Origin of the sequence: Rhodococcus sp. EPR-147, assembly GCF_001647185.1 — a bacterium.
Taxonomy (GTDB): Bacteria; Actinomycetota; Actinomycetes; order Mycobacteriales; family Mycobacteriaceae; genus Rhodococcoides.
The window spans coordinates 1-18,971 of the sequence record NZ_LVCU01000069.1 but is presented as its reverse complement, the minus strand read 5'-3'; the positions used below and the strand labels follow the sequence as shown (position 1 = coordinate 18,971).

Here is an 18,971-nt window from a genome sequence, read left to right as displayed (position 1 = left end):
CGATCGGCTCGCGAAACAGAGAAGAAAAGAGCGAGATGCCTGAGCAAGCACTGATTTTCGAGGCCATTCGTACCCCGAGAGGCAAGGGGCGCAACGGATCGCTGCACGGCACCAAGCCGGTGGACCTCGTCGCGGGGTTGATCACCGAGCTCCGGGCTCGATTCCCCGATATGGATCCATCCGACATCGACGACGTCATCCTCGGCGTCGTCTCTCCTGTCGGAGAACAGGGCGCGGTCATCTCGCGCGCAGCCGCATTGGTGGCGGGCCTCCCGGAATCGGTCCCCGGCACCCAGATCAATCGTTTTTGCGCGTCCGGGCTCGAAGCGACCAACCTGGCCGCCCAGAAGATCGCGTCCGGCTGGGACGATCTGGTGATCGCCGGCGGCGTCGAGTCGATGTCTCGGGTACCGATGGGCAGCGACGGCGGTGCCCTGTTCACCGACCCGGCCACCGCATACGACCTCTACATCGTTCCGCAGGGAATCGGTGCCGACCTGATCGCTACGGTCGAGGGTTTCTCTCGTCACGACGTCGACACCTACGCGGCGGAGTCCCAACGACGCGCCGAGGCCGCCTGGAGTGCAGGCTATTTCAAGAAGTCCGTCGTTCCGGTCGAGGACTTCAACGGCGTCACCCTGCTCGACCACGACGAGCACCGGCGCCCGGGAACCACCACCGGCAGCCTGGGCACATTGAAGCCGGCCTTCGCCGCGCTGGGCAAAGCCGCGGGTTTCGACGACGTAGCGCTGCAGAAGTACGTCGATGTCGAACGCATCGATCATGTTCACACCGGCGGTAATTCGTCGGGGATCGTCGATGGTGCCGCCCTGGTTCTCATCGGTAGCGACGCGGCCGGAGCACGCGCAGGCCTGGTTCCCCGTGGCCGCATCGTGGCCACCGCTCAGGTCGGCAGCGAACCGACGATCATGCTCACCGGTCCGACCCCGGCCACGGTGGCCGTGTTGAAGCGAGCGGGCCTGACCGTGGACGACATCGACGTGTTCGAGCTGAACGAGGCATTCGCCTCCGTGGTGCTCAAGTGGATGAAGGACCTCGACATCCCGCACGAGAAGACCAACGTCAACGGCGGAGCGATTGCGATGGGCCACCCGCTCGGGGCCACCGGCGCAATTCTGGTGGGCACCGTGCTTGACGAACTGGAACGAACCGGTGGCCGCTACGGCCTGATCACCCTGTGCATCGGCGGCGGCATGGGTGTTGCCACCGTCATCGAACGCCTCTGAACTGCCCATCGTCGACACAGAGAAATACGAGAAAACATGAGCGAGAACATGATCGGATGGGAACGCGGTTCCGACGGCATCGTCGTACTCACGATGGACGACGCAGGCAAGAGCGCGAACACGATGAACGATACGTACATCGCGTCGATGGCCGCCACTGTCGAGCGGCTCGAAGCCGAGAAGGACGACATCACCGGTGTCGTGATCACCTCGGCCAAGAAGTCGTTCTTCGCGGGCGGCGATCTGGGCGACATGACGGCCGACCCCGGCGATGCAGACAAGCGCGACGTCGCACGTGCCTTGACCGAACGGATCGACGGGATCAAGGGCGTTCTGCGACGGCTCGAGACTCTCGGTCGCCCCGTGGTGGCCGCGATCAACGGCGCAGCTCTCGGCGGCGGCTTCGAGATTGCGTTGCACACCCATCACCGCATCGCAGCGGACCTGCCGGGCACCCGAATCGGTCTCCCCGAGGCCACGCTCGGATTGTTGCCCGGGGGCGGCGGGATCGTCAGAACGATCCGGCTGATGGGAATCGATGCCGCCCTGGCGAAGGTATTGACGAAAGGCCAGCAGCACTCGGTGGCCGACGCGACGAAGCTCGGGCTGATCGACGCCACCGTTGCCGGTGTGGACGAGTTGATTCCGGCGGCGAAGGCGTGGATCGCCGAGAACCCGTCGGCTGTGCAGCCGTGGGACGTCAAGGGTTTCGAGATTCCCGGTGGTGGACCGACCGATCCTGCCGTTGCTCAGAATCTGCTGGCCGCAACGGCATTGCTGCGTAAGCAGCTCAAGGGCGCACCCGCCCCGGCACCGAGGGCGATACTCGCCGCCGCAGCGGAGTGCGCGTCGGTCGACGTAGACACCGCGGATCGCATCGAGACCCGCTACTTCGTCTCTCTGATGACCGATCGAGTCGCACAGAACATGATTCGTGCGTTCTTCTTCGACATGCAGACCATCCGACGCGGCACGTCACGCCCGGCCGGCCACGACACGTTCACCGCCCGTACCGTAGCGGTCGTCGGGGCAGGAATGATGGGTGCCGCCATCGCCTACGTGTGCGCCAGGGCCGGTATCGAGGTCGTACTGAAAGACCTCGACCAGGCCGCTGCTGACCGCGGAAAACTCTACGCCGAGAAGCTCGAAGCGAAAGCCCTCGAGCGGGGGTCGACGACGGCCGAGAGGTCGGCGGCACTGCTCGACCGGATCCGGCCGACCGCGGACGCGGCCGACTGCGCCGCAGCCGATCTCGTGATCGAAGCGGCATTCGAATCCGTGGACGTCAAAAATCGGGTGTTCGGGGAGCTCGACGGTATCGTTCCCGCCGATATCGTCCTCGGCTCCAACACCTCCCAGCTTCCCATTTCGATCTTGGCCGACGGCGTCGTCCGACCCGAGAATTTCATCGGAATCCACTTCTTCTCCCCTGCCGACAAGATGCCCCTGGTCGAAATCATCCGTGGCCGAGAGACTTCGGACTCGACAGTGGCCAAGGTCGTCGATTTCGTGTTCCGGATCGGCAAGACCCCCATCGTCGTCAACGACAGTCGTGGGTTCTTCACCTCACGGGTGATCGGCGCGTTCCTCGACGAAGCGATGGCCGCGGTCGGCGAGGGCGTCAACCCGGTATTCATCGAGCAAGCGGGTGCGCAGGCCGGCTACCCCGTCCCACCTCTGCAGTTGATGGACCAAGTGACTTTGTCTCTGTCGCAGAGGATCCGCAAGGAGAACGAACGCGCGCTGGCGAGCGAAGGCAAGCCGCCTCGCCGACACGGCTCGGATGCGGTGATGGACAAGATGGTCGGAGAACTCGATCGTCCCGGGCGTGCCGGCGGCGGCGGTTTCTACAGCTACGACGAATCGGGCACGAGAACCGGGATCTGGCCGGGCGTACGCACGTCTTTCGATTCGGGTTCGACTCGAATTCCTTTCGTGGACATGCAGGAACGGATGCTGTTCGCCGAGGCGATCGAGGCGGTCAAATGCCTCGACGAAGGTGTGTTGACGAGCGTGGCCGATGCGAACATCGGGTCGCTGCTGGGTATCGGATTCCCGTCGTGGACCGGGGGCGTCATCCAGTACATCGATCAATACGACGGCGGGCTGCCCGGCTTCGTCGACCGAGCACGAGAATTGGCCTCGAAGTACGGGGCTCACTTCGAGCCACCCCAGTCTCTGGTGAACAGAGCAACGCGCGGAGAGCGTGTCCATACACTCGCGTCCTGAACGAAGAGAGAATGCTGTGAACGCACTACGTCGATCGGTGATGTCCGTCGCAATTGCCGCAGTGACTCTCGTTGCTGCGGCGTGCGGGCAATCCTCGCAGGAAGCCGAATCCGGACCGGTACAGGGCACATGGGACGACGTTGTGGCCGCGGCCGGTGCCGAAGGGACCGTGCACCTGTACTACAGTCAGCATCCCGCGAACCTCGCGACACTGGAGACCGCTTTCGAGTCGAAGTATCCCGACATCGATCTCGAGTTCACGCGCGGCAGTGACGTCGAGCTCAACCCGCGGGTGGAGACCGAAGCCCGGACCGGTCGTGGAACGGCCGACGTACACATGTCGACCGATCCCGCGTGGATCGCGACTGCGTCCGAATCGGGCACCTACTCGACAACGATAGTCGGGCCGGCCTTCGACGACTCGGCGTACGCTCGGTCGACCAGCGTGCTGAACGATACGTTCTTCCTCACCAGCGCAGCAATATTTGCGCTCGGGTGGAACACCGATGCAGTTCCTGCCGGGCTTTCCTCCCCGCAGGACCTGTTGGATCCGGCGTTGAAAGGCCGGATCGGCGTCGTGAATCCTGCCGGGTTCGCCGCCGTTGTCGACGAGTACCGATTCTTCGACGAGAACTGGACCGGTGGCGGTTTCCTGGACAAGCTCGCTGCGCAGGAACCTCGGGTCTACCCGGGCGCGCTGGCCGTCGCTCAGGCATTGAGCTCCGGTGAGATCGCCGCATCGCCGATGGTGCCGCCACTGGTCCGGGAGAAGGACGCAGGCGCACCCGTCGAGTGGACACTTCCCGATCCGGCGTGGGGTGCGCCGTACTACTCCCACGTGTTGTCCTCGGCTCCGCATCCCAATGCCGCACAAGTGCTGGCCGACTTCATGGTGTCGGCCGACGGGCAGCGCGCTCTGTCGAAAGGCTACGGCAGCGCCTTGCCCGACATCGAGAACTCGGTCGCGTCGGCCCAGAACATCCCGCTGCCCGATACGGATTCACTGACGCCCGAGAAGGTCTCGCAGTTCCAACAGGAGTGGGAAAGCAAGTTCAACTGAAATCTCGGACTCGAAGGAAGCCCAGCGCGACCATGAACAGCCGAACCCTCTGCCTCACCTCATTTCCGAGCGGAAAACTCACGACCGAACAGCTGGAGCTGACGGACATCCCGCTCGCCCCACTGCTCGATGGCGAAGTGCTGGTACGAAATACGTGGCTCTCGATAGATCCGTCGATTCGTCTGCGATTGGGTGAATCGGCACCGTCCGGATATCTCCCACCGCTCCGGATCGGAGACGCGCTGGTGGGGTTGGCACTCGGCATCGTCGTCGAGTCACGGCACGACAATTTTCGGCCCGGAGATTTGGTGTCACACATGCACGGCTACCGCGACTTCGCAGTGGTCTCCGCCGCGGCCGGCGGGCTGGGCGGCGCGGGCACGCTCACCAGAATCGACGCCCTCGACTGGCCACAACAGTGGTTTCTCGGCCCGCTGGGCAGTTCCGGCCTCACGGCCTATGTCGGCCTCTTCGAGGTCATGGACCTTCGACCGTCCGACACCGTCTGGATCTCCGCCGCGGCAGGAGCAGTCGGCAGTATCGCTACCCAACTCGCCGCCCATCACGGGTGCACGGTGATCGCGTCCGCAGGCAGCCGACGCAAGGCCGATCACCTGGTCGATACCCTCGGAGCCTCCCGCTCGTTCGATTACCACGACGGTGACATGGACAGCCTGCTCGCGCGGGCTGCCCCGGACGGGATCGACGCATACTTCGACAACGTAGGCGGTTCTCACTTCACCGCCGCCCTCGACGCGCTCCGACCCCAAGGACGGGTCGCGATGTGCGGCGCAATTTCCACCTACGAGTCATCGAACACGTTGCCGTCGAACCTGTTTCAGATCACCGCCAAGAGCTTGTGGGTACGAGGGTTTCGAGCCGGCTCGTTCGGCCATCTCTACGACACGATGCGATCCACTGTCGGAAGCCGACTGACCGACGGAACCATGATCTACGAGGAATCGATCTACGACGGCCTCGAGCACGCCTCCGCCGCACTGGTCGATCTACTCAACGGACGAACCAGCGGAAAGACGCTGTGCCGACTGTGAACCTCTGACGCACCGGTTCAGAGCGGTCCGGCGTTCGACTGCACGACGCGCGGCGGCGTCCATCGCTCGCTCAGGGCATCCTCGGCCGGTTGATAGATCCTCAGGACCAGGAAGAACGGATGCTGGGGCGCCGGAAGCCAGGCGTGGTCGGGACGGTCGGTCGTGAGCGGCGATGCGCTCACTGTGATCGTCGACGGTCCCGATGCTCCGTCGCCTCCATTGACCGCTGATCCCACCGAATGCTTCTTCCCGGGTGCGTCGTACAACCAGCCGGTCTTTGCGTCGTAGAGTGTGATGCTCCAAAAGGCCTGTGCCGGAGGTAAAGCGAAAAATTCGATGCGGTATTCATCTCCGCCTTCGCACGACAGTCGTTGTCCATCGTGGTCGACGTAGGTGTTGTACGAGCAGTTCTCCTCGACAACGTTCGCGCCGAGACCGACGTAGTTCATGACCGCACGTGCAAAGAAGTTGTGCCCGTGTGCACCCTTGCCGAGCACCCGCGTCCAGCCGGTTTCGGTACGACGCCCCAGCAGCGATCGAGAGCGGGACAACATCGTCATCGCTGAATCGAAACCCTGTTCCAGGCCTTTCTGTGTGTCCTCATCGAGGTCGTGCACGGAAAAGGTGCCCGTACCCACCCCGAGCTGAAGAAATTGGTGTACGTGGGCTATGTCGGTGAACGGCACTCCGTTCACCGACAGCGACACATCGAGGGCCGTGAAGAACGCCTCCGAGGAGACTTCGACCGCACGAGGATTGACCGCCGGCCACGCGTGTGCCGACGCGGTCGGTGCGTCGATCGTGACCGCATCCTGCAGACCGTGCACGGTCGGCAGGTCCGAATCTCCGAACGCCTGTATCCGCATCAACAACCACATGATCGGTGTGGCGACTCTGAACACCTCCATACCGTCGGGAACCGAACCGGTCCAGTCCGAACACGCCACGAGCAACGCACGCGGCTGTTCGGGGTGCGTACGCCGACTGACATTACTGGCGTTGCTGTAGGCGTCCAAAAAATTCAGCGTGTAGTACCGACTACCGAAATCGGGAAGTACGACGACGATCGGTCCATCCGAAAGGTCCAGCCAGGCATTGGAATACAGCGTATCGACATTGGGGACCCGGAAGGCCTGGAAATCTGCACCGGCAATCGTACGCTCGTGAACCAGAGCGTTGAGCGCCCAAGGCCCGTCGCTGACGGCCGGGGCACACGCGTCGCACATCCCGGCGTACTGATACACCGATGGCAAGCCGTAGACCACGGCGTGCATCGCCAGTGATTGCGCCCAGTGCTGCCGGTCGATGGCCTCCGACGGGTGTACGTCCGCCGCATCGATCGCAGCGATCTGATCGGCCGAACTCGGGTCGTAAGTGCGCATCGGTGAAAAGCCTCGTCTCGTCGAACGATCACACCGCCCTTGGGAAGTGATTGACATCACGTACCTTACCTGGTGAACTGATCTCAGTTCAAACAGGAGGACAACACATGCGACATTCGGTCCGGACGAAACACATCATCGCGATGCTCGTCGCCACATCGACCGTCGCGCTCAGCGCGTGCGGATCGTCGGGCGGAGACACTGCATCGGTGGAGGGAAACTGGGAAGACGTAGTCTCGGCGGCCGAGGAAGAAGGCTCGGTGACGCTCTACTCGAGCCAGAACACCACCATTCTCGACAGTGTCGAAGCCGCATGGAATGCGAAGTATCCCAATATCGCTCTCGAGTACGTGCGAGGTACCGATGCGGACCTCAACCCGCGTGTCGAGGTGGAGAACAAGACAGGAAAGGGGATCGCCGACGTCCACGTCGTCACCGATACAGCGTGGATCGCGTCCGCCGCGGATTCCGGGAGTTACTCACAAGAGCTACGCGGCCCGAGTTTCGACAACCCCGAATACGACCGGGACTCCAGCATCAAGAACAATCGCTTGTTCCTGAACGTCGCGGCCACCTTCGGCATGGGCTGGAACACCGATGCGGTTGCAAACGGCCTGGCCGATCCCCGAGATGTTCTCGACCCCGAATACAAAGGGCGCGTGGGCGTTGTCAGCCCTGTAGGCATCGCATCATACGTCGATCTGTACCGCTTCTACGGCGAGAATTTCGGCGACGACTTTCAAGAACGGCTCGCCGCGCAGGAGCCGAGGATCTACCCCAGCGCCCTCGGCATCGCACAGGCGCTGACATCGGGCGAAGTAGTCGTAGCGCCGATGGTGCAGCCGCTGGTTCAAGAGGTGGCGACCGGTGCACCGGTGAATTGGGCTCTTCAGACCCCATCGTGGGGTACCCCCTTCTACGGTCACGTCACCTCGGTAGCGCCACATCCCAATGCGGCTCAGGTTCTGGCGGACTTCCTCGTCAGCACGGAGGGACAAACTGCGCAGGCCATCGGAGTAGCGACAGCACTGCCCGGTATCGCTGGGGCTACGGCTGACGCACACGATGTCCAAGCCCCCGACCCCGAGCAATTGACCAAGCAGTACGTCGATCAGCAGTCCGCGGAGTGGGAACAGCAGTTCGTCAGGTAGCGACCAGCAGCCGATCAGAATCGAGCGCAGGCCGTGACGGTATCGCACCGTCACGGCCTGCGCTTTTTCCACATCACCGTAATCACGCGGTCCAGATGACGAAACTCAGGGCGATCAGCCCGAGGGTCGGAATCAACAGTGCGATGGCATGGGCACGCAACGGAAACGCCGGCGGCCTCAGCCTTTCGGCACCGGCAGTACGTGCGGCTCTCGTCCGCGCGACCCATCCCGAGATCAGCAGCACCGCCGCGCCGAAGCTGACGAGGACGGCCAGCGCGACCAACACCGGCTGGCGAGTGTGCGCGCTCAGGCGGATGCCGATAACTGCACACACGGCGACCGCCGACTCCGTTCGCGCCCAGGCCAACTCGGTTCTCTCGACTTGCAGACCTCCGTCCCCGAGTGTGCCCCCAGGCCGCCCGGAGGGACGCTCACGACGGCCTCGCCGCATCATCACAGGACGGACCAGAGCACCAGAACTCCGACCGTTGCGAGAATTGCCGCCAGGGGCAGGGCGATACGAGGAGACGGAAGGGCCTCCGAGTTGCGCATGGACTTCTCGGTCCGCGCCCAGCCCCACCAGGCATGTAGTGGAACTCCGATCGATGACGCGATCAGCATCACCGAGGCGACCACACTCGGCGTGGACCCGCCCCCGATGTCGAAGACCTGCAGAGCCACCCCGGCTGCCATCAACGCAAGTGACGTTCGAATCCACGCGAGATAGGTTCGCTCGTTCGCAAGACTGAAGCGTGGATCGGGCTCGACACCAACGGAATACACCGACCGGGGAAATCTGCGACGCGCGCCGTCTTTCACATCGACCTCTCGAACTCCACTGCAATCGCAGCATCGCCGTGTCCAAGTTTTCACGTATTACGACCTTCGATACGTGCTCCAGACTACAGTGGAGGTGAATTCAGTTCATCTCAAGGGGGCCTCCGTTGCTCGACACCGAATCAGAACGTACCGATCTGCGCGACGATGCGTGCGCACTCCAGGTCTGGGGATTCCCCGTGATCTTTGCCCAACGCCTCCGGCTGCGGTTCACCGATCCGTCGAGTCCACACTCCCAGCGGCCTTCCACGTCCGCCGGTGCCCCACTGAATTGTCTGGGCCACCAACGTGAACTCTCGAATCCCACGCTGACGGCCGGTGTCGCCCCGAATGTCGACACGCTCTACTCGTTGGCGTTCGTCGACCTGGCCTCCGGCACCTTCGAGCTACGCCTACCGGACTTCGGAACCCGTTACTACAGCGTGCAGATCGGCGAGGCGGACTCGTCCACCAATATGGTTGTCGGACAGAGGACTCACGGGTCTCGAATCCCTCAGATCACCTTGTTTCGACCGACATCCGCGCCGACCGAGGTTGCGGACGGATGGATCGCCTGTCGGTCGAGATTCGTGATGATCGCCATCCGAATTCTCGTCGATCCATCCCGGGGCGGAGACATGAACACGGTGAACGAGCTACAGAACCACATCGTTCTGTCCGGCCCGCCTACACCGCCGGCTGCGCGTGCCGACCTCGCCCTGAGCAACGTCGACCGTTCCGACGAACTGCGGCGTCCCGTCGAATTCCTCGCTGCCCTCGATCAAGCGATCGGCAACCTTGCCGATTCGGACGTACCGAGCTGGGTAGGCAAGGCGTACCGCCGTCTCGTCGATGCACTCGACCGCGATGCGCCGGAGCACGACATCGCCAGCGGCCTACAGACCGGTCTCGGAGACATTGCTGCGCAGGTGAAATCGATGGGCCGCATTGTCAACGGCTGGGCAATCAACGACGCGGGGGCGGACTTCGGCGCAGACGATCTCCTACGGGCCGCCGTTGCTTACTCCCAGATCTACATCAACCCGGCAGCCGAGGCTTCTTACCCTGTATGCGAGCAAGACGAGGAGGGCCGTCAGCTCGACGGCTCGAACAACTACACCATCACTTTCGGGGCCGACCAGTTTCCACCCGCGGACTATTTCTGGTCTCTGACCGTCTACCACGCGCAGGGACTGCTCTACGCCAACGAACTCGACCGGTACGCCATCACCGACCGCACACCGGGCCTGAAACACGACAAGGACGGGTCACTGACCATCGCGGTTCGAACGACCCGTCCGTCCGATGAAACCACGCCCAATTGGCTACCTTGCCCGCCTGGCGAATTCAGACTCATGCTCAGAATCTACGGACCCCGGCCGGGCTGCTGGTCTCCCCCACCAGTGAACCGAGAAGAGTGAGCTGGTTCAGCGTGTTCAGCAACAAATCGATATCGGTGGCGACCGGTTACTCCAATTCCCTATGTGCCGAGCACGATTTGCAGGCGTTGATCGTAGCCTCGGGTCTCTCACATCGTCGAGAAACCTCTCTGCATATGAACCCTCAGACCCTCTGGTCCAGTCGTTGCCAGATCCGCGTGAACAACAAACCGATCGCCATGGACAACGTCGAGATGACAACGGCGGACGTCACGCGCGTGGCGGCCGCCGATTCCGCCACGATGAGCAACGACGTGATGAAGGCAAGCAGGCCAAGAAGTGCAAACGCTCTGTCCTGCCAGTGAATCCAGCGGCGAGACCACTTCGAGTCCCCTTTCTCACCCTCGTTACGGGTATCGAGAAACAGCGTGATGAGCAACAGCGGAACGATCTGCATCGTCGTCTCGTAGAGCAGCATGTCGGCTCCCTGTGTCGGTAGTGCGAGGATGAAGCGCCGGCGCTTCGTTGCGCTGCACGACATTCCAAACCGTGCCCCTGGGACATGGTCAAGACCACTGCCGATCCGGCTCCGCTACAGACCCTGTCAGGACTACCGACATGTGATGCCCTCGGACGGCATGGTGCCGTCGACCAGATAATCGGCGACAATGTCCTGAGCGCACGCGTTCTTTCCCAGGACGAAGACACCGTGTCCGCTGCTGTCGACGGTCAGCAGGGTGGAACGCTCACCGAACTTCTCGTCGAGCAACCGACCCCCGGCCAGTGGAGTGACCGGGTCTCGCCGATTCTGCGCAAGAAGGATGTTCGCGGGCCCCTCGCCGTCGATCTGCACCGGCCGCTCGGACGGCGCGGACTTCCAGAAGGCGCACGGCATGATGTTCGCGGCGGCTGCGCCGAACAGTGGATGCGTTGTGCGATCGTCTTCGACTGCCTGCCTGTATGTCGCAACGTCTTTCGTCCATTCGACGTCGTTGCATGTCACCGCCAGAAACACCGACCAATTGTTGTCCATTGCGGGTGCCTCGTTCCCCACGACGGAGTCCCCTGAAGGATCCCCGCCCACGTGGGTGGAGAAGTACTGCCAACTTTCGGCGGCCGCCTCGTACGATAGCGAGTTGTACAGCGTTGCAAAGGTGGACAGGCGGAACAGGCGGCCGTTGATTCCGTCCACTGGAGCCCCGTCGAGTTTCTCGGCGATCCTGAAGTAGGTGTCGCGAACATCCTCTGCCGTTGCACCCAAGCCGTACAGATCATTCTTGGCTGCAACCCATTCGGCGAAGTCCGGAAACGTCTCCTCCATCCCTTGCGCATACCTGCGTAGTCCGTCTCGGTCGAGGTGTGTGTCACCTATGTTGCTGTCCAACACGATTCGATCGGTCGTGTCGGGAAACATCGAGGCATACGCAGCGCCCAGCGCCGAACCGTACGAGTATCCGAGGAAGCTTGCTCGTTCTTCGCCGAGCGCCGAACGGATACGGTCCAGATCGCGTGCCATATTCGCAGTGGTCACGTGACGCAGCGTCCCGTCCCTGTCGTTGGCGGCGCAGCGTTCGGCGACCTCTTTCGACGTCGTCGCCTGTTCAGTGAACGCGGCCTCGTCGACTGCATAGGGAGGAACTGCACCGTAGTACTCGAGGTCCTCGCTGAAGCCGCAACTGACAGGCGCGGAGTGCCCGACACCACGGGTGTCCATTCCGATCAGGTCGTAGCTGTCGAGGACGCCCTTCGGCATCCCCAACGACTCGAGGAACTTCGGTTGGTCCAAACCGGTCCCGCCCGGACCACCTGGATTGAGGAGCAGCACACCTCGTCGTTCATCGGGGTTCTCGGATGGCAGTCGCGAGATCGTGATATCGATCCGGGTACCGTCCGGATTTTCGTAATCGAGCGGCACCGGTACTGTGGCGCATTGCAATCGAGCTGGGCCCTCCTCCGGATTCTCGACGCCGTCGGGACATACGGACCAGCGCAGGGTGGATTCGGGTTGCGATGCCGTGTTCGACGGCGTCGAACTCTGGGCACAACCGGCCACGAGCAGGCCCGTCATCGTGATCGCTATGGTCGTTGAACCGAATCGTTTGTAGCTCAATGCTTTCCCTCCGTAGATGGTGTCAGTTTCCGGCGCCGTCGAGAAGCCAGTGGTAGCGAAGCCGCAGACTGCGCTCGATGCTCCCGACGGCGGCACCGACTCCCAGGGCGATGTTGAGCCACAACGGAAGATCGACCGGGGAGGTGAAACTACCGACGGACTCGACAATCGGCGGAATCTGCGAAATCGGTTCCACCAGTTGAAGTGCGAGCAGAACAAGGCCGATGAGTAGCATGACGACCGAGGTGAAGCCGATCAAGCGACTTGCGTTCGGATGCTTGCCGTCGAGACGCGCGCGACGGCCTTCCGCGGACGCCGGGTCAGGACGCAGCGGCAGCTCGCGTCCGTAATCGGTCACGAAGTGGCACCGTTTCATACCGACGCCGCTCATCGCGACCTCGATAGTGCCGCCTTCGACGACGAAAGTCGCTGGGATCTTCGATTTCGCCACCTGCTTTCCGTCGCGGAAGAGCTCGGCCTTCACGCCACCCGAACCCTGGTTCTGCCAGTGCCTGACATCGACGGCATAGTCGATGACGTAACGGTTTTCCGGGTCCCCCTGCAGGCGAAACAGAGCACGGCCCGGCAGTTGCCACCACTTGAATCCTTGAAGCGTGCGACCATCACCCGGCTCGACCCTTTTTGCGGCGCGTTTCTGTTGCAGCTTTCGGAGCACGACCATCCTCACCTTCGCTCGAGAACGACTAGCACGCTGTACTGTCGATGTCGGTGACAACACGCTAGCACGGCGTGCTAGCACAGTGTGCTGGAATGACGGAAAGGGCGCTGCATGGACGACCAGGATCAAGGTCGGCTGGACTCACGCGCAAAGATTCTCATTGCCGCGTGCACCATGATCAGCGAAGATCCGGCATCGACGTTGAGCGTGCGGTCCGTTGCATCTCGCGCCGGCGTGAGCATGGGTTCACTACGCCACCACTTCCCCACTCAGCGCGCGTTGCGCGCCGCTGTCCTCGACACGATCTACAACGTCGTCGAATACGAGGACGACATCATCAGCGACAAGTCGATCCCTGCTCGCGACAGGCTCGTTCGATGCTTACGGCAGCCTCTGTCCATGGGAGTCGGCGACGAGGCACGGCGGGCCTGGACCAAGTTCTTCGATGCGTTCATCGCTCCCGAACCCACCGACGATATCCGCGCTGCGTATTCATCCTTCGTCAACGAGGGGCAACGCCGAATGGAACGCTGGCTCAACGTCCTCGCCGAGGAAGGGGCTCTCCTGACTGACGACGTCGAAGGATATGCCAGATTTCTGAACACGGTGCTGAACGGACTATCACTGGAACGCGCAGCACCGATCGACGGTCCGATCGTTCAGCGAGAAACGGCAACCCTGTACGCCGCAGTCGATGCCATCCTGAGGAGGCCGCCCTGAGCAGATCGCCACTGCGACAGGGCCGACGGGTCTGATCACTCACGGAGCAGTGCCACCGGCGTCGTCGATGTGGCGATCTGTATCCGCAACAGCATATTTGGGCAGGACTCGGCGCATGATGGAACGTGCCGCAGCGACGACGGTCAACCGGTCGTGTGTCAGTAGGAACGCAAACCGACGGTCGTGATCGAGACCGTCGTCGCCGAGGTCGCGGGCGATGAGGGCTGCGCAGTAGTGGGATCCGACGATCGTGATGGTCCATTCGCCGACGAACCGTTCATCGGGGTGAAGTTCCGCACCACGCACACCTGCTGCGGGTTCGGTGTCCATCCCGACTCCCAAGGCCGCCACGAACGGGTTGACAGCGGCAAGCCTCGCATAGCGGTCGGCCACCGACTGCGTGAACCACGCCGAGTCTTGAAATGCAGCCTGAATGGTGAGTGGATCGGGCATGTGGCGCGCGTGATCTTCGAGTTGCCGGGTCAACGCCAATAGCAACGATTTACTACCCACCTGCGCCGACGAAGTTGTCAGAAGGTCCGACGGAACCGAGGGCACCGCTGTGTCCGCTCGCGCGTGCGCACCTGATTTCACGGACAGGATGGGTCGGGCAGAGATGGCACCCGAGTGCTGCCGGTCTCCGAGGGTCGGAAGCGGCGCGGGACGGCCGAGCATCCAGCCTTGTCCGAAAGCGGCTCCGAGCGCGGTCGCACGACGAAGGTGAGCATCTGTTTCGATGCCTTCCGCTACTATTCGTGCCCCACTCGACTCCACGTACGCAGCGACGGCGAGGACGACGGCAGCCTGCTGCGGCGATGGATCCGACTGCGAGAGAGTGTAATCGAGCTTGATGATGTCCGGGGCGACGAATTCCAGCAGAGCGAGCGAGTCGGGATGCGATCCGACATCGTCCAGGGCTATCAGACAACCGCTCTTTCGAGCACGCCGCACCGTTTCGAGTAGCTCGGCGGGGTCGGCCAACAGTGAGCGCTCGGTGAGCTCGACTACGACATTCAACCGGGTCGCAGCCATACCGATGATCTCACGCGCGTACGCGGGAACGATGCGCGAGGAGAGCGGCTCGATATTGATGAACAGCGAAACATCCTCTGAGATGCCGGCATCGAGTGCGCCGGTCATCGCAGCGCACCGGCAAGCCCAATCGACCTCGTCGATCACTCCGCATTCGGCAGCACTCGAGAACACAACACCGGGGTCCACCGACGGGTGGCCCGGCCACCGTGCAAGAGCTTCGTAGCCGACTACCTTGCCACTGTCGAGTTCGACGATCGGTTGGTAATGCGGGCGAACGGACCGAGGATCCGCGAGGATGCTGCGAACGGCGCGGGAGTTCAAGGTTTCCTCGTGCTCCTCTTCATCATGGTCGGGCCGGTCGGTGACCAGGAATCGCGTCTGCGGCCGTAGGTGCAGCAACTGTGGCCCGGGAGGCACGGCGCTGGCGGTACAGGTCCCTGTCTGCATTTTCGATCACATCGGCGACTGTGTCCCTCTCGCGCGCGAACGCGATGCCGCATGTGATCGCTATGTCATCGCTTGCGCGAAGTCTGGCTTCGATTACATCGGTGGTGTCGTCGATGTCGAGAGCAGCCGGACCGAGCACGGAGAAGATGAACTCGTCGCCGCCGTACCGCAACAGGGTGTCGTCGCAGTCCAAATGATCGTCGATGACCTCCGCGACCCGTCGGAGTATGCGATCACCGGCCGGATGTCCGTCGGTGTCGTTGACGGCCTTGAGGCCGTCCACATCGACAAAACAAACGACCATGGCGGTACCCGAGTCGCGGGCGATACCGAGGCTGCGTTCGAGTTGACCGATCCCCGCGTCCCGGCGGTATGCAGAGGTCAGCTCATCGGTGGCCGAAGTACGGCGATCATGCGCTGCTGCGATTCGATCCTGGCGGGACGCGGACCTATCCGCGCCGGCCCGGGCACGGTCACCGGCCGCCGTGAGCCGATGCGCTCGGCCCCGCCTGTGGCACTGATCGTGGGATCGGTCGTCACAATCCAAGCTCAGGGCCACCGCGTCACGGGCATCAGCAGCACGGTCGGCTCGATCGGCTACGGCGTCGCGATCCGCTGCCGCGACGTCACGATCGTCGCCGGCATCCGGCACGGGCCGAACACACGGGGGCGAATGGCTGCATATCCGAGGCACAAGCAACTCCTGACAATTCGAGACCTCACACGCAGTGAACGACTGTCGCGGAAGTAGGCGCGCACGGGCCCCCCGAGCCGGTTACTGAAGCCTACGGCGAGAAACTACGCCGCGCTGACCGACAGCCCAGTTCCCGGTCGGAGCCGTCGGGCCGAATAGGTCCCGTGCGCTGTGCGGGCACCGACCTCGCCGACAAGATCCAGACCGGCGAGAGATGTCCCCTCGATGGCACGTGGGCGCGAGATGCAGTGCATCGGTGCCGTCGCCCCTGGGAGCATCGCGAGGGTATGTTTTGGTGGATGAGCTCGCCGTGTCGCGTGAGACCAACGGGCATCGAGTCGCTGCATCAGGACCGCGAAGAGGGAGGCGGCATGGCCGAGGAACATTCCACACGGCCGCTTTTTCGCAACGGCGCCGGCAGCGCCGCACTGATCCTGGGCATCATCGCTCTGGTCTGCGCGTTCGTACCCTTCATCGGGGATTTCGTCGCTATCCCCACAGGGGTCGCCGCGGTGGTGTGCGGGTGGGTCGGCGTCGGTCGGGACGAACAGGGCCACGCGACCAATGGCCGCGAGGCCATGATCGGCGCAGCTCTCGGCGGCGCGGCCATGTTCGTGGTGTTCGTGGCGTACGCGGCCACCGTCGTGTGAGCGATGAGCAGTAATACGAAAACCTTTGTCATCGATTGCTGTGCGATACCTCTCGCACGATTGCACAGAAGCGACTCCTCGCGGCTCAGCCGACGAGTCCAGTCACAGTACTGCCTGCTGCACTGTCTCCCCGCCTGATCGAAGCGCAGGCGCACAAACAGTCAACCTTGCGATCGACTGTCGAGTGCCTTCAAGAAGTCGTTGATACCCAGGTTTCCCATTGGAGTCGTCTCGACCTCGAGCGGCACTCCGGACGTAGTGTCCGTGAACGTCAAATGAAGAACGGTTCCGCGCCTTTTGTGCGCCACGGTCAAGTGCGAACGTGGAATCTTGGTCAGTAGCCCCAATTTCTTCCACGATCCGAACAGTCCGGATCGCTTGCGCGCCAGCGCATACAACATCGTCTCGGACATCGCGAGTACCACCGACGGTGGCATCTTCTGACGTCGAGCCGCGCCGGCGCGCCCCGCCATCAGACCACCCATCTCCCATGCGGTAGTCGAGCTACCTCCGCCGCCGATACCGGCACCGAGACCCATACCTACGGCACCGGCGAAAGTCGAGCCGCGTGGAACCGCAAGAGCCACATCGAGAATGCGGTCACCACCGACGGCCGCCTCCGCCCCCGCCCTGGCTTTGCTCTCACGCGACATGCTTCACCACCGCGACGTCGAAGCGGATTGCGGCCGGACGAGCCGACGCGCTGGAGCACCCCTTGTTCCGATGCATTGTCATTCGTCTCCTCGGTTGGCTGGTGCCGTTGGAACCCGACACGACGGTCGGATCTCGAGCAGTGCGGTCTGACGAATTCATGTCGACAGACGTCCTTCGGTTTTGCGCTGTCGCACCCCGAATACCGTGAACAACGCGGCCAAGAATGCGGTGACCACCAACAGAACGAGGCCGATCGTGTAGGTGTGTTCGACCGAGTCGTACGTGGCACCCATGACCAGCGGTGGGAAGAAGCCGCCGAGTCCGCCTGCGGCACCGACGATACCGGTGATCGAGCCGACCCTCTCCTGTGGAGCTTCCTTGGCGACCCAACTGAACACCGATCCCGAGCCCAGGCCCATGAATACGGCCGTCAACACGAAGTTCAGTCCGGCGAGGAACTCGAGGGGAGGTTGAGTGATCATCCAGACCGCCATCAGCGCGGCACCACCACAAGAGATCGCTGTGATCAGGCGCGCACCGAAGCGGTCCGACAGCACACCCCCGATGGGACGCGCGACGACCGCGGCAATCGCGAACCCGGCGGTGCGGGTACCGGCCGCTGCGAGATCGAAGTCGTACACGTCTTTCAGGTACGTCGGCAAATACGTCGAGAAAGCGACGAACCCACCGAACGCGGCGGCGTACAGGAAACCCATCTGCCACGTGATCGGCAACTTCGCCGCGCCGACCAGCTTGGGTACGACCGCATCGTGGTTGGGAGACCACCGTGGAGAATCACGCATGAACAGCCAGCACACTGCGGCAGTGACAACCAAAGCAACCGCGATGACGGCATGGGTGGTCACATATCCGAACCACTCGACGAACCGCGGTGTGAAGAACGCCGACAATGCAGTACCGCCCATACCGGCTCCGAAGACTCCCGTCGCAAATCCCCTGCGAGACTTGTCGTACCAGCCGTTGACGAACGGGATTCCGACCGCGAACGAGGTGCCGGCGATTCCGAGGAAGAATCCCGCTACGAGCAGAATCGTGTAGTTGCCCAGGTGTCCGCCGAGAGCGACGAGGAAGACGAACGGCACGGACGCCAGCAGCAGAACCGGAAACATGAGCCGACCACCCAACCGGTCGGTGAGCGCACCGGTCAGGATGCGCCCCAGTGAGCCGACCAGAATCGGTATCGCGACCAACACCGACTTCGCGGTAGCCGATAGTTCCATGTCGGACGCGTATCGAACGCCCAACGGGCCGATCAGGTTCCACGCCCAGAAGCTGATCGTGAACGCGAGTGTCGCGAGAGCAAGGTTCAGCGATTGCGCGCGTCGATCGAGTGGGGTCTCGACGGGAGTACTCATCGATCACGATCCTTGGTTCCGACCGGGGCCCAGCCGGGCCGGTACTGGCGATTTCCTGGCGACGAGTGCCTGTCGCGACTGCGGTAGACGATGTAGGGCCGAAAGAGGTAGTGCACCGGCGCGGTGAACATGTGCACCAGCCGAGTGAACGGCACCATGGCGAACACCAGCATCCCGACGAGGACATGGATGTGAAAACGCATGGGCGCGTTGCTCATCGCCTCGACATCCGGCTGCAGATAGAAAAGAGACCGGAACCACGGCGAGACCGTCTCTCGATAGTTCACCCC

At 62.8% G+C, this 18,971-nt stretch carries 19 protein-coding genes; 8 read left to right on the top strand and 11 right to left on the bottom strand.

Annotated features, from left to right (window positions below; translation table 11 throughout):
* Positions 1 to 35 precede the first annotated feature (35 nt).
* Genes A2J02_RS03195 through A2J02_RS03180 form a run of 4 tightly spaced genes read left to right on the top strand, consistent with a single transcriptional unit; the run spans position 36 to position 5,588 of the window.
* On the top strand, positions 36 to 1,247 hold the full coding sequence (locus tag A2J02_RS03195; RefSeq protein ID WP_068046672.1) for an acetyl-CoA C-acetyltransferase: 1,212 nt from the start codon (positions 36 to 38) through the stop codon (positions 1,245 to 1,247).
* Between the two features lie 36 nt (positions 1,248 to 1,283).
* Positions 1,284 to 3,476 (top strand): 3-hydroxyacyl-CoA dehydrogenase NAD-binding domain-containing protein, encoded by a 2,193-nt coding sequence (locus A2J02_RS03190; RefSeq protein ID WP_068046669.1) that lies wholly within the window; start codon positions 1,284 to 1,286, stop codon positions 3,474 to 3,476.
* A 40-nt stretch (positions 3,477 to 3,516) separates the two neighbouring features.
* Positions 3,517 to 4,536, top strand: a complete 1,020-nt coding sequence (locus tag A2J02_RS03185; protein ID WP_068046921.1) for an ABC transporter substrate-binding protein — start codon at positions 3,517 to 3,519, stop codon at positions 4,534 to 4,536.
* A 32-nt stretch (positions 4,537 to 4,568) separates the two neighbouring features.
* Positions 4,569 to 5,588 carry an NADP-dependent oxidoreductase gene (locus A2J02_RS03180; protein WP_068046665.1) on the top strand — a complete coding sequence of 340 codons (1,020 nt, stop codon included), beginning with the start codon at positions 4,569 to 4,571 and terminating at the stop codon, positions 5,586 to 5,588.
* Between the two features lie 17 nt (positions 5,589 to 5,605).
* Here A2J02_RS03180 and A2J02_RS03175 read toward each other — a convergent pair whose 3' ends face one another.
* Entirely contained in the window at positions 5,606 to 6,970 is a 1,365-nt protein-coding gene (locus A2J02_RS03175) for a DUF1254 domain-containing protein (protein ID WP_068046662.1), read from the bottom strand.
* Positions 6,971 to 7,077: 107 nt separating this feature from the next.
* Here A2J02_RS03175 and A2J02_RS03170 point away from each other — a divergent pair, with 107 nt between their 5' ends.
* Complete coding sequence (locus A2J02_RS03170; protein WP_068046657.1) at positions 7,078 to 8,121, top strand: extracellular solute-binding protein; 1,044 nt, start codon at positions 7,078 to 7,080, stop codon at positions 8,119 to 8,121.
* Between the two features lie 82 nt (positions 8,122 to 8,203).
* On the opposite strand, the gene A2J02_RS03165 is transcribed toward A2J02_RS03170, so the two are convergent.
* Together A2J02_RS03165 and A2J02_RS03160 are read right to left on the bottom strand one after the other, a co-directional pair.
* Complete coding sequence (locus A2J02_RS03165) at positions 8,204 to 8,572, bottom strand: DUF202 domain-containing protein (protein WP_269454879.1); 369 nt, start codon at positions 8,570 to 8,572, stop codon at positions 8,204 to 8,206.
* A gap of 2 nt (positions 8,573 to 8,574) precedes the next feature.
* Positions 8,575 to 8,904, bottom strand: a complete 330-nt coding sequence (locus tag A2J02_RS03160) for a YidH family protein (RefSeq protein ID WP_231893899.1) — start codon at positions 8,902 to 8,904, stop codon at positions 8,575 to 8,577.
* A 161-nt stretch (positions 8,905 to 9,065) separates the two neighbouring features.
* Here A2J02_RS03160 and A2J02_RS03155 point away from each other — a divergent pair, with 161 nt between their 5' ends.
* The gene (locus tag A2J02_RS03155; RefSeq protein WP_068046649.1) at positions 9,066 to 10,358 is read left to right on the top strand and encodes a DUF1214 domain-containing protein; all 1,293 of its coding nucleotides are present in this window, start codon (positions 9,066 to 9,068) and stop codon (positions 10,356 to 10,358) included.
* A 142-nt stretch (positions 10,359 to 10,500) separates the two neighbouring features.
* Here the strand turns inward: A2J02_RS03155 and A2J02_RS03150 are convergent, their stop codons facing one another.
* From A2J02_RS03150 to A2J02_RS03140, 3 genes are all read right to left on the bottom strand, one after another.
* Positions 10,501 to 10,794: a hypothetical protein gene (locus A2J02_RS03150; RefSeq protein WP_068046646.1), complete on the bottom strand. Its 294-nt coding sequence runs from the start codon at positions 10,792 to 10,794 to the stop codon at positions 10,501 to 10,503.
* A gap of 132 nt (positions 10,795 to 10,926) precedes the next feature.
* Complete coding sequence (locus A2J02_RS03145) at positions 10,927 to 12,384, bottom strand: alpha/beta hydrolase (RefSeq protein WP_068046643.1); 1,458 nt, start codon at positions 12,382 to 12,384, stop codon at positions 10,927 to 10,929.
* A 64-nt stretch (positions 12,385 to 12,448) separates the two neighbouring features.
* Positions 12,449 to 13,234, bottom strand: a complete 786-nt coding sequence (locus A2J02_RS03140; RefSeq protein WP_231893900.1) for a hypothetical protein — start codon at positions 13,232 to 13,234, stop codon at positions 12,449 to 12,451.
* On the opposite strand from A2J02_RS03140, the gene A2J02_RS03135 reads away from it, so the two are divergent.
* Positions 13,217 to 13,825 (top strand): TetR/AcrR family transcriptional regulator, encoded by a 609-nt coding sequence (locus A2J02_RS03135; RefSeq protein WP_068046640.1) that lies wholly within the window; start codon positions 13,217 to 13,219, stop codon positions 13,823 to 13,825. The two genes, A2J02_RS03140 and A2J02_RS03135, sit on opposite strands and share 18 nt — an antisense overlap.
* Positions 13,826 to 13,864: 39 nt before the next feature.
* On the opposite strand, the gene A2J02_RS03130 is transcribed toward A2J02_RS03135, so the two are convergent.
* Together A2J02_RS03130 and A2J02_RS29010 are read right to left on the bottom strand one after the other, a co-directional pair.
* A complete protein-coding gene (locus A2J02_RS03130) occupies positions 13,865 to 15,277 on the bottom strand; it encodes a sensor domain-containing phosphodiesterase (RefSeq protein ID WP_231911400.1) in 1,413 nt (470 codons plus the stop codon).
* Positions 15,204 to 15,866: a GGDEF domain-containing protein gene (locus A2J02_RS29010; protein ID WP_442971444.1), complete on the bottom strand. Its 663-nt coding sequence runs from the start codon at positions 15,864 to 15,866 to the stop codon at positions 15,204 to 15,206. Before A2J02_RS29010 ends, A2J02_RS03130 begins: the two co-directional genes overlap by 74 nt.
* Positions 15,867 to 16,372: 506 nt before the next feature.
* Between A2J02_RS29010 and A2J02_RS03115 the strand changes: the two genes are divergently transcribed.
* Complete coding sequence (locus tag A2J02_RS03115) at positions 16,373 to 16,651, top strand: hypothetical protein (protein WP_068046628.1); 279 nt, start codon at positions 16,373 to 16,375, stop codon at positions 16,649 to 16,651.
* Positions 16,652 to 16,812: 161 nt separating this feature from the next.
* Here the strand turns inward: A2J02_RS03115 and A2J02_RS03110 are convergent, their stop codons facing one another.
* From A2J02_RS03110 to A2J02_RS03100, 3 genes are all read right to left on the bottom strand, one after another.
* Positions 16,813 to 17,304, bottom strand: a complete 492-nt coding sequence (locus A2J02_RS03110) for a hypothetical protein (protein WP_068046625.1) — start codon at positions 17,302 to 17,304, stop codon at positions 16,813 to 16,815.
* Positions 17,305 to 17,460: 156 nt separating this feature from the next.
* Positions 17,461 to 18,681 (bottom strand): MFS transporter, encoded by a 1,221-nt coding sequence (locus tag A2J02_RS03105; RefSeq protein WP_068046621.1) that lies wholly within the window; start codon positions 18,679 to 18,681, stop codon positions 17,461 to 17,463.
* On the bottom strand, positions 18,678 to 18,971 hold a 294-nt coding region (locus A2J02_RS03100), incomplete at its 5' end, for a respiratory nitrate reductase subunit gamma (protein ID WP_197477917.1). The genes A2J02_RS03100 and A2J02_RS03105, both read right to left, overlap by 4 nt.

What these genes read in the sequence shown, in the direction of transcription:
- A2J02_RS03195 (WP_068046672.1), top strand. Translation starts at nt 36, where the DNA reads ATGCCTGAGCAAGCACTGATTTTCGAGGCCATTCGTACCCCGAGAGGC.
- A2J02_RS03190 (WP_068046669.1), top strand. Translation starts at nt 1,284, where the DNA reads ATGAGCGAGAACATGATCGGATGGGAACGCGGTTCCGACGGCATCGTC.
- A2J02_RS03185 (WP_068046921.1), top strand. Translation starts at nt 3,517, where the DNA reads ATGTCCGTCGCAATTGCCGCAGTGACTCTCGTTGCTGCGGCGTGCGGG.
- A2J02_RS03180 (WP_068046665.1), top strand. Translation starts at nt 4,569, where the DNA reads ATGAACAGCCGAACCCTCTGCCTCACCTCATTTCCGAGCGGAAAACTC.
- A2J02_RS03175 (WP_068046662.1), bottom strand. Translation starts at nt 6,970, where the DNA reads ATGCGCACTTACGACCCGAGTTCGGCCGATCAGATCGCTGCGATCGAT.
- A2J02_RS03170 (WP_068046657.1), top strand. Translation starts at nt 7,078, where the DNA reads ATGCGACATTCGGTCCGGACGAAACACATCATCGCGATGCTCGTCGCC.
- A2J02_RS03165 (WP_269454879.1), bottom strand. Translation starts at nt 8,572, where the DNA reads ATGCGGCGAGGCCGTCGTGAGCGTCCCTCCGGGCGGCCTGGGGGCACA.
- A2J02_RS03150 (WP_068046646.1), bottom strand. Translation starts at nt 10,794, where the DNA reads ATGCTGCTCTACGAGACGACGATGCAGATCGTTCCGCTGTTGCTCATC.
- A2J02_RS03145 (WP_068046643.1), bottom strand. Translation starts at nt 12,384, where the DNA reads ATGACGGGCCTGCTCGTGGCCGGTTGTGCCCAGAGTTCGACGCCGTCG.
- A2J02_RS03135 (WP_068046640.1), top strand. Translation starts at nt 13,217, where the DNA reads ATGGACGACCAGGATCAAGGTCGGCTGGACTCACGCGCAAAGATTCTC.
- A2J02_RS03115 (WP_068046628.1), top strand. Translation starts at nt 16,373, where the DNA reads ATGGCCGAGGAACATTCCACACGGCCGCTTTTTCGCAACGGCGCCGGC.
- A2J02_RS03110 (WP_068046625.1), bottom strand. Translation starts at nt 17,304, where the DNA reads ATGTCGCGTGAGAGCAAAGCCAGGGCGGGGGCGGAGGCGGCCGTCGGT.
- A2J02_RS03105 (WP_068046621.1), bottom strand. Translation starts at nt 18,681, where the DNA reads ATGAGTACTCCCGTCGAGACCCCACTCGATCGACGCGCGCAATCGCTG.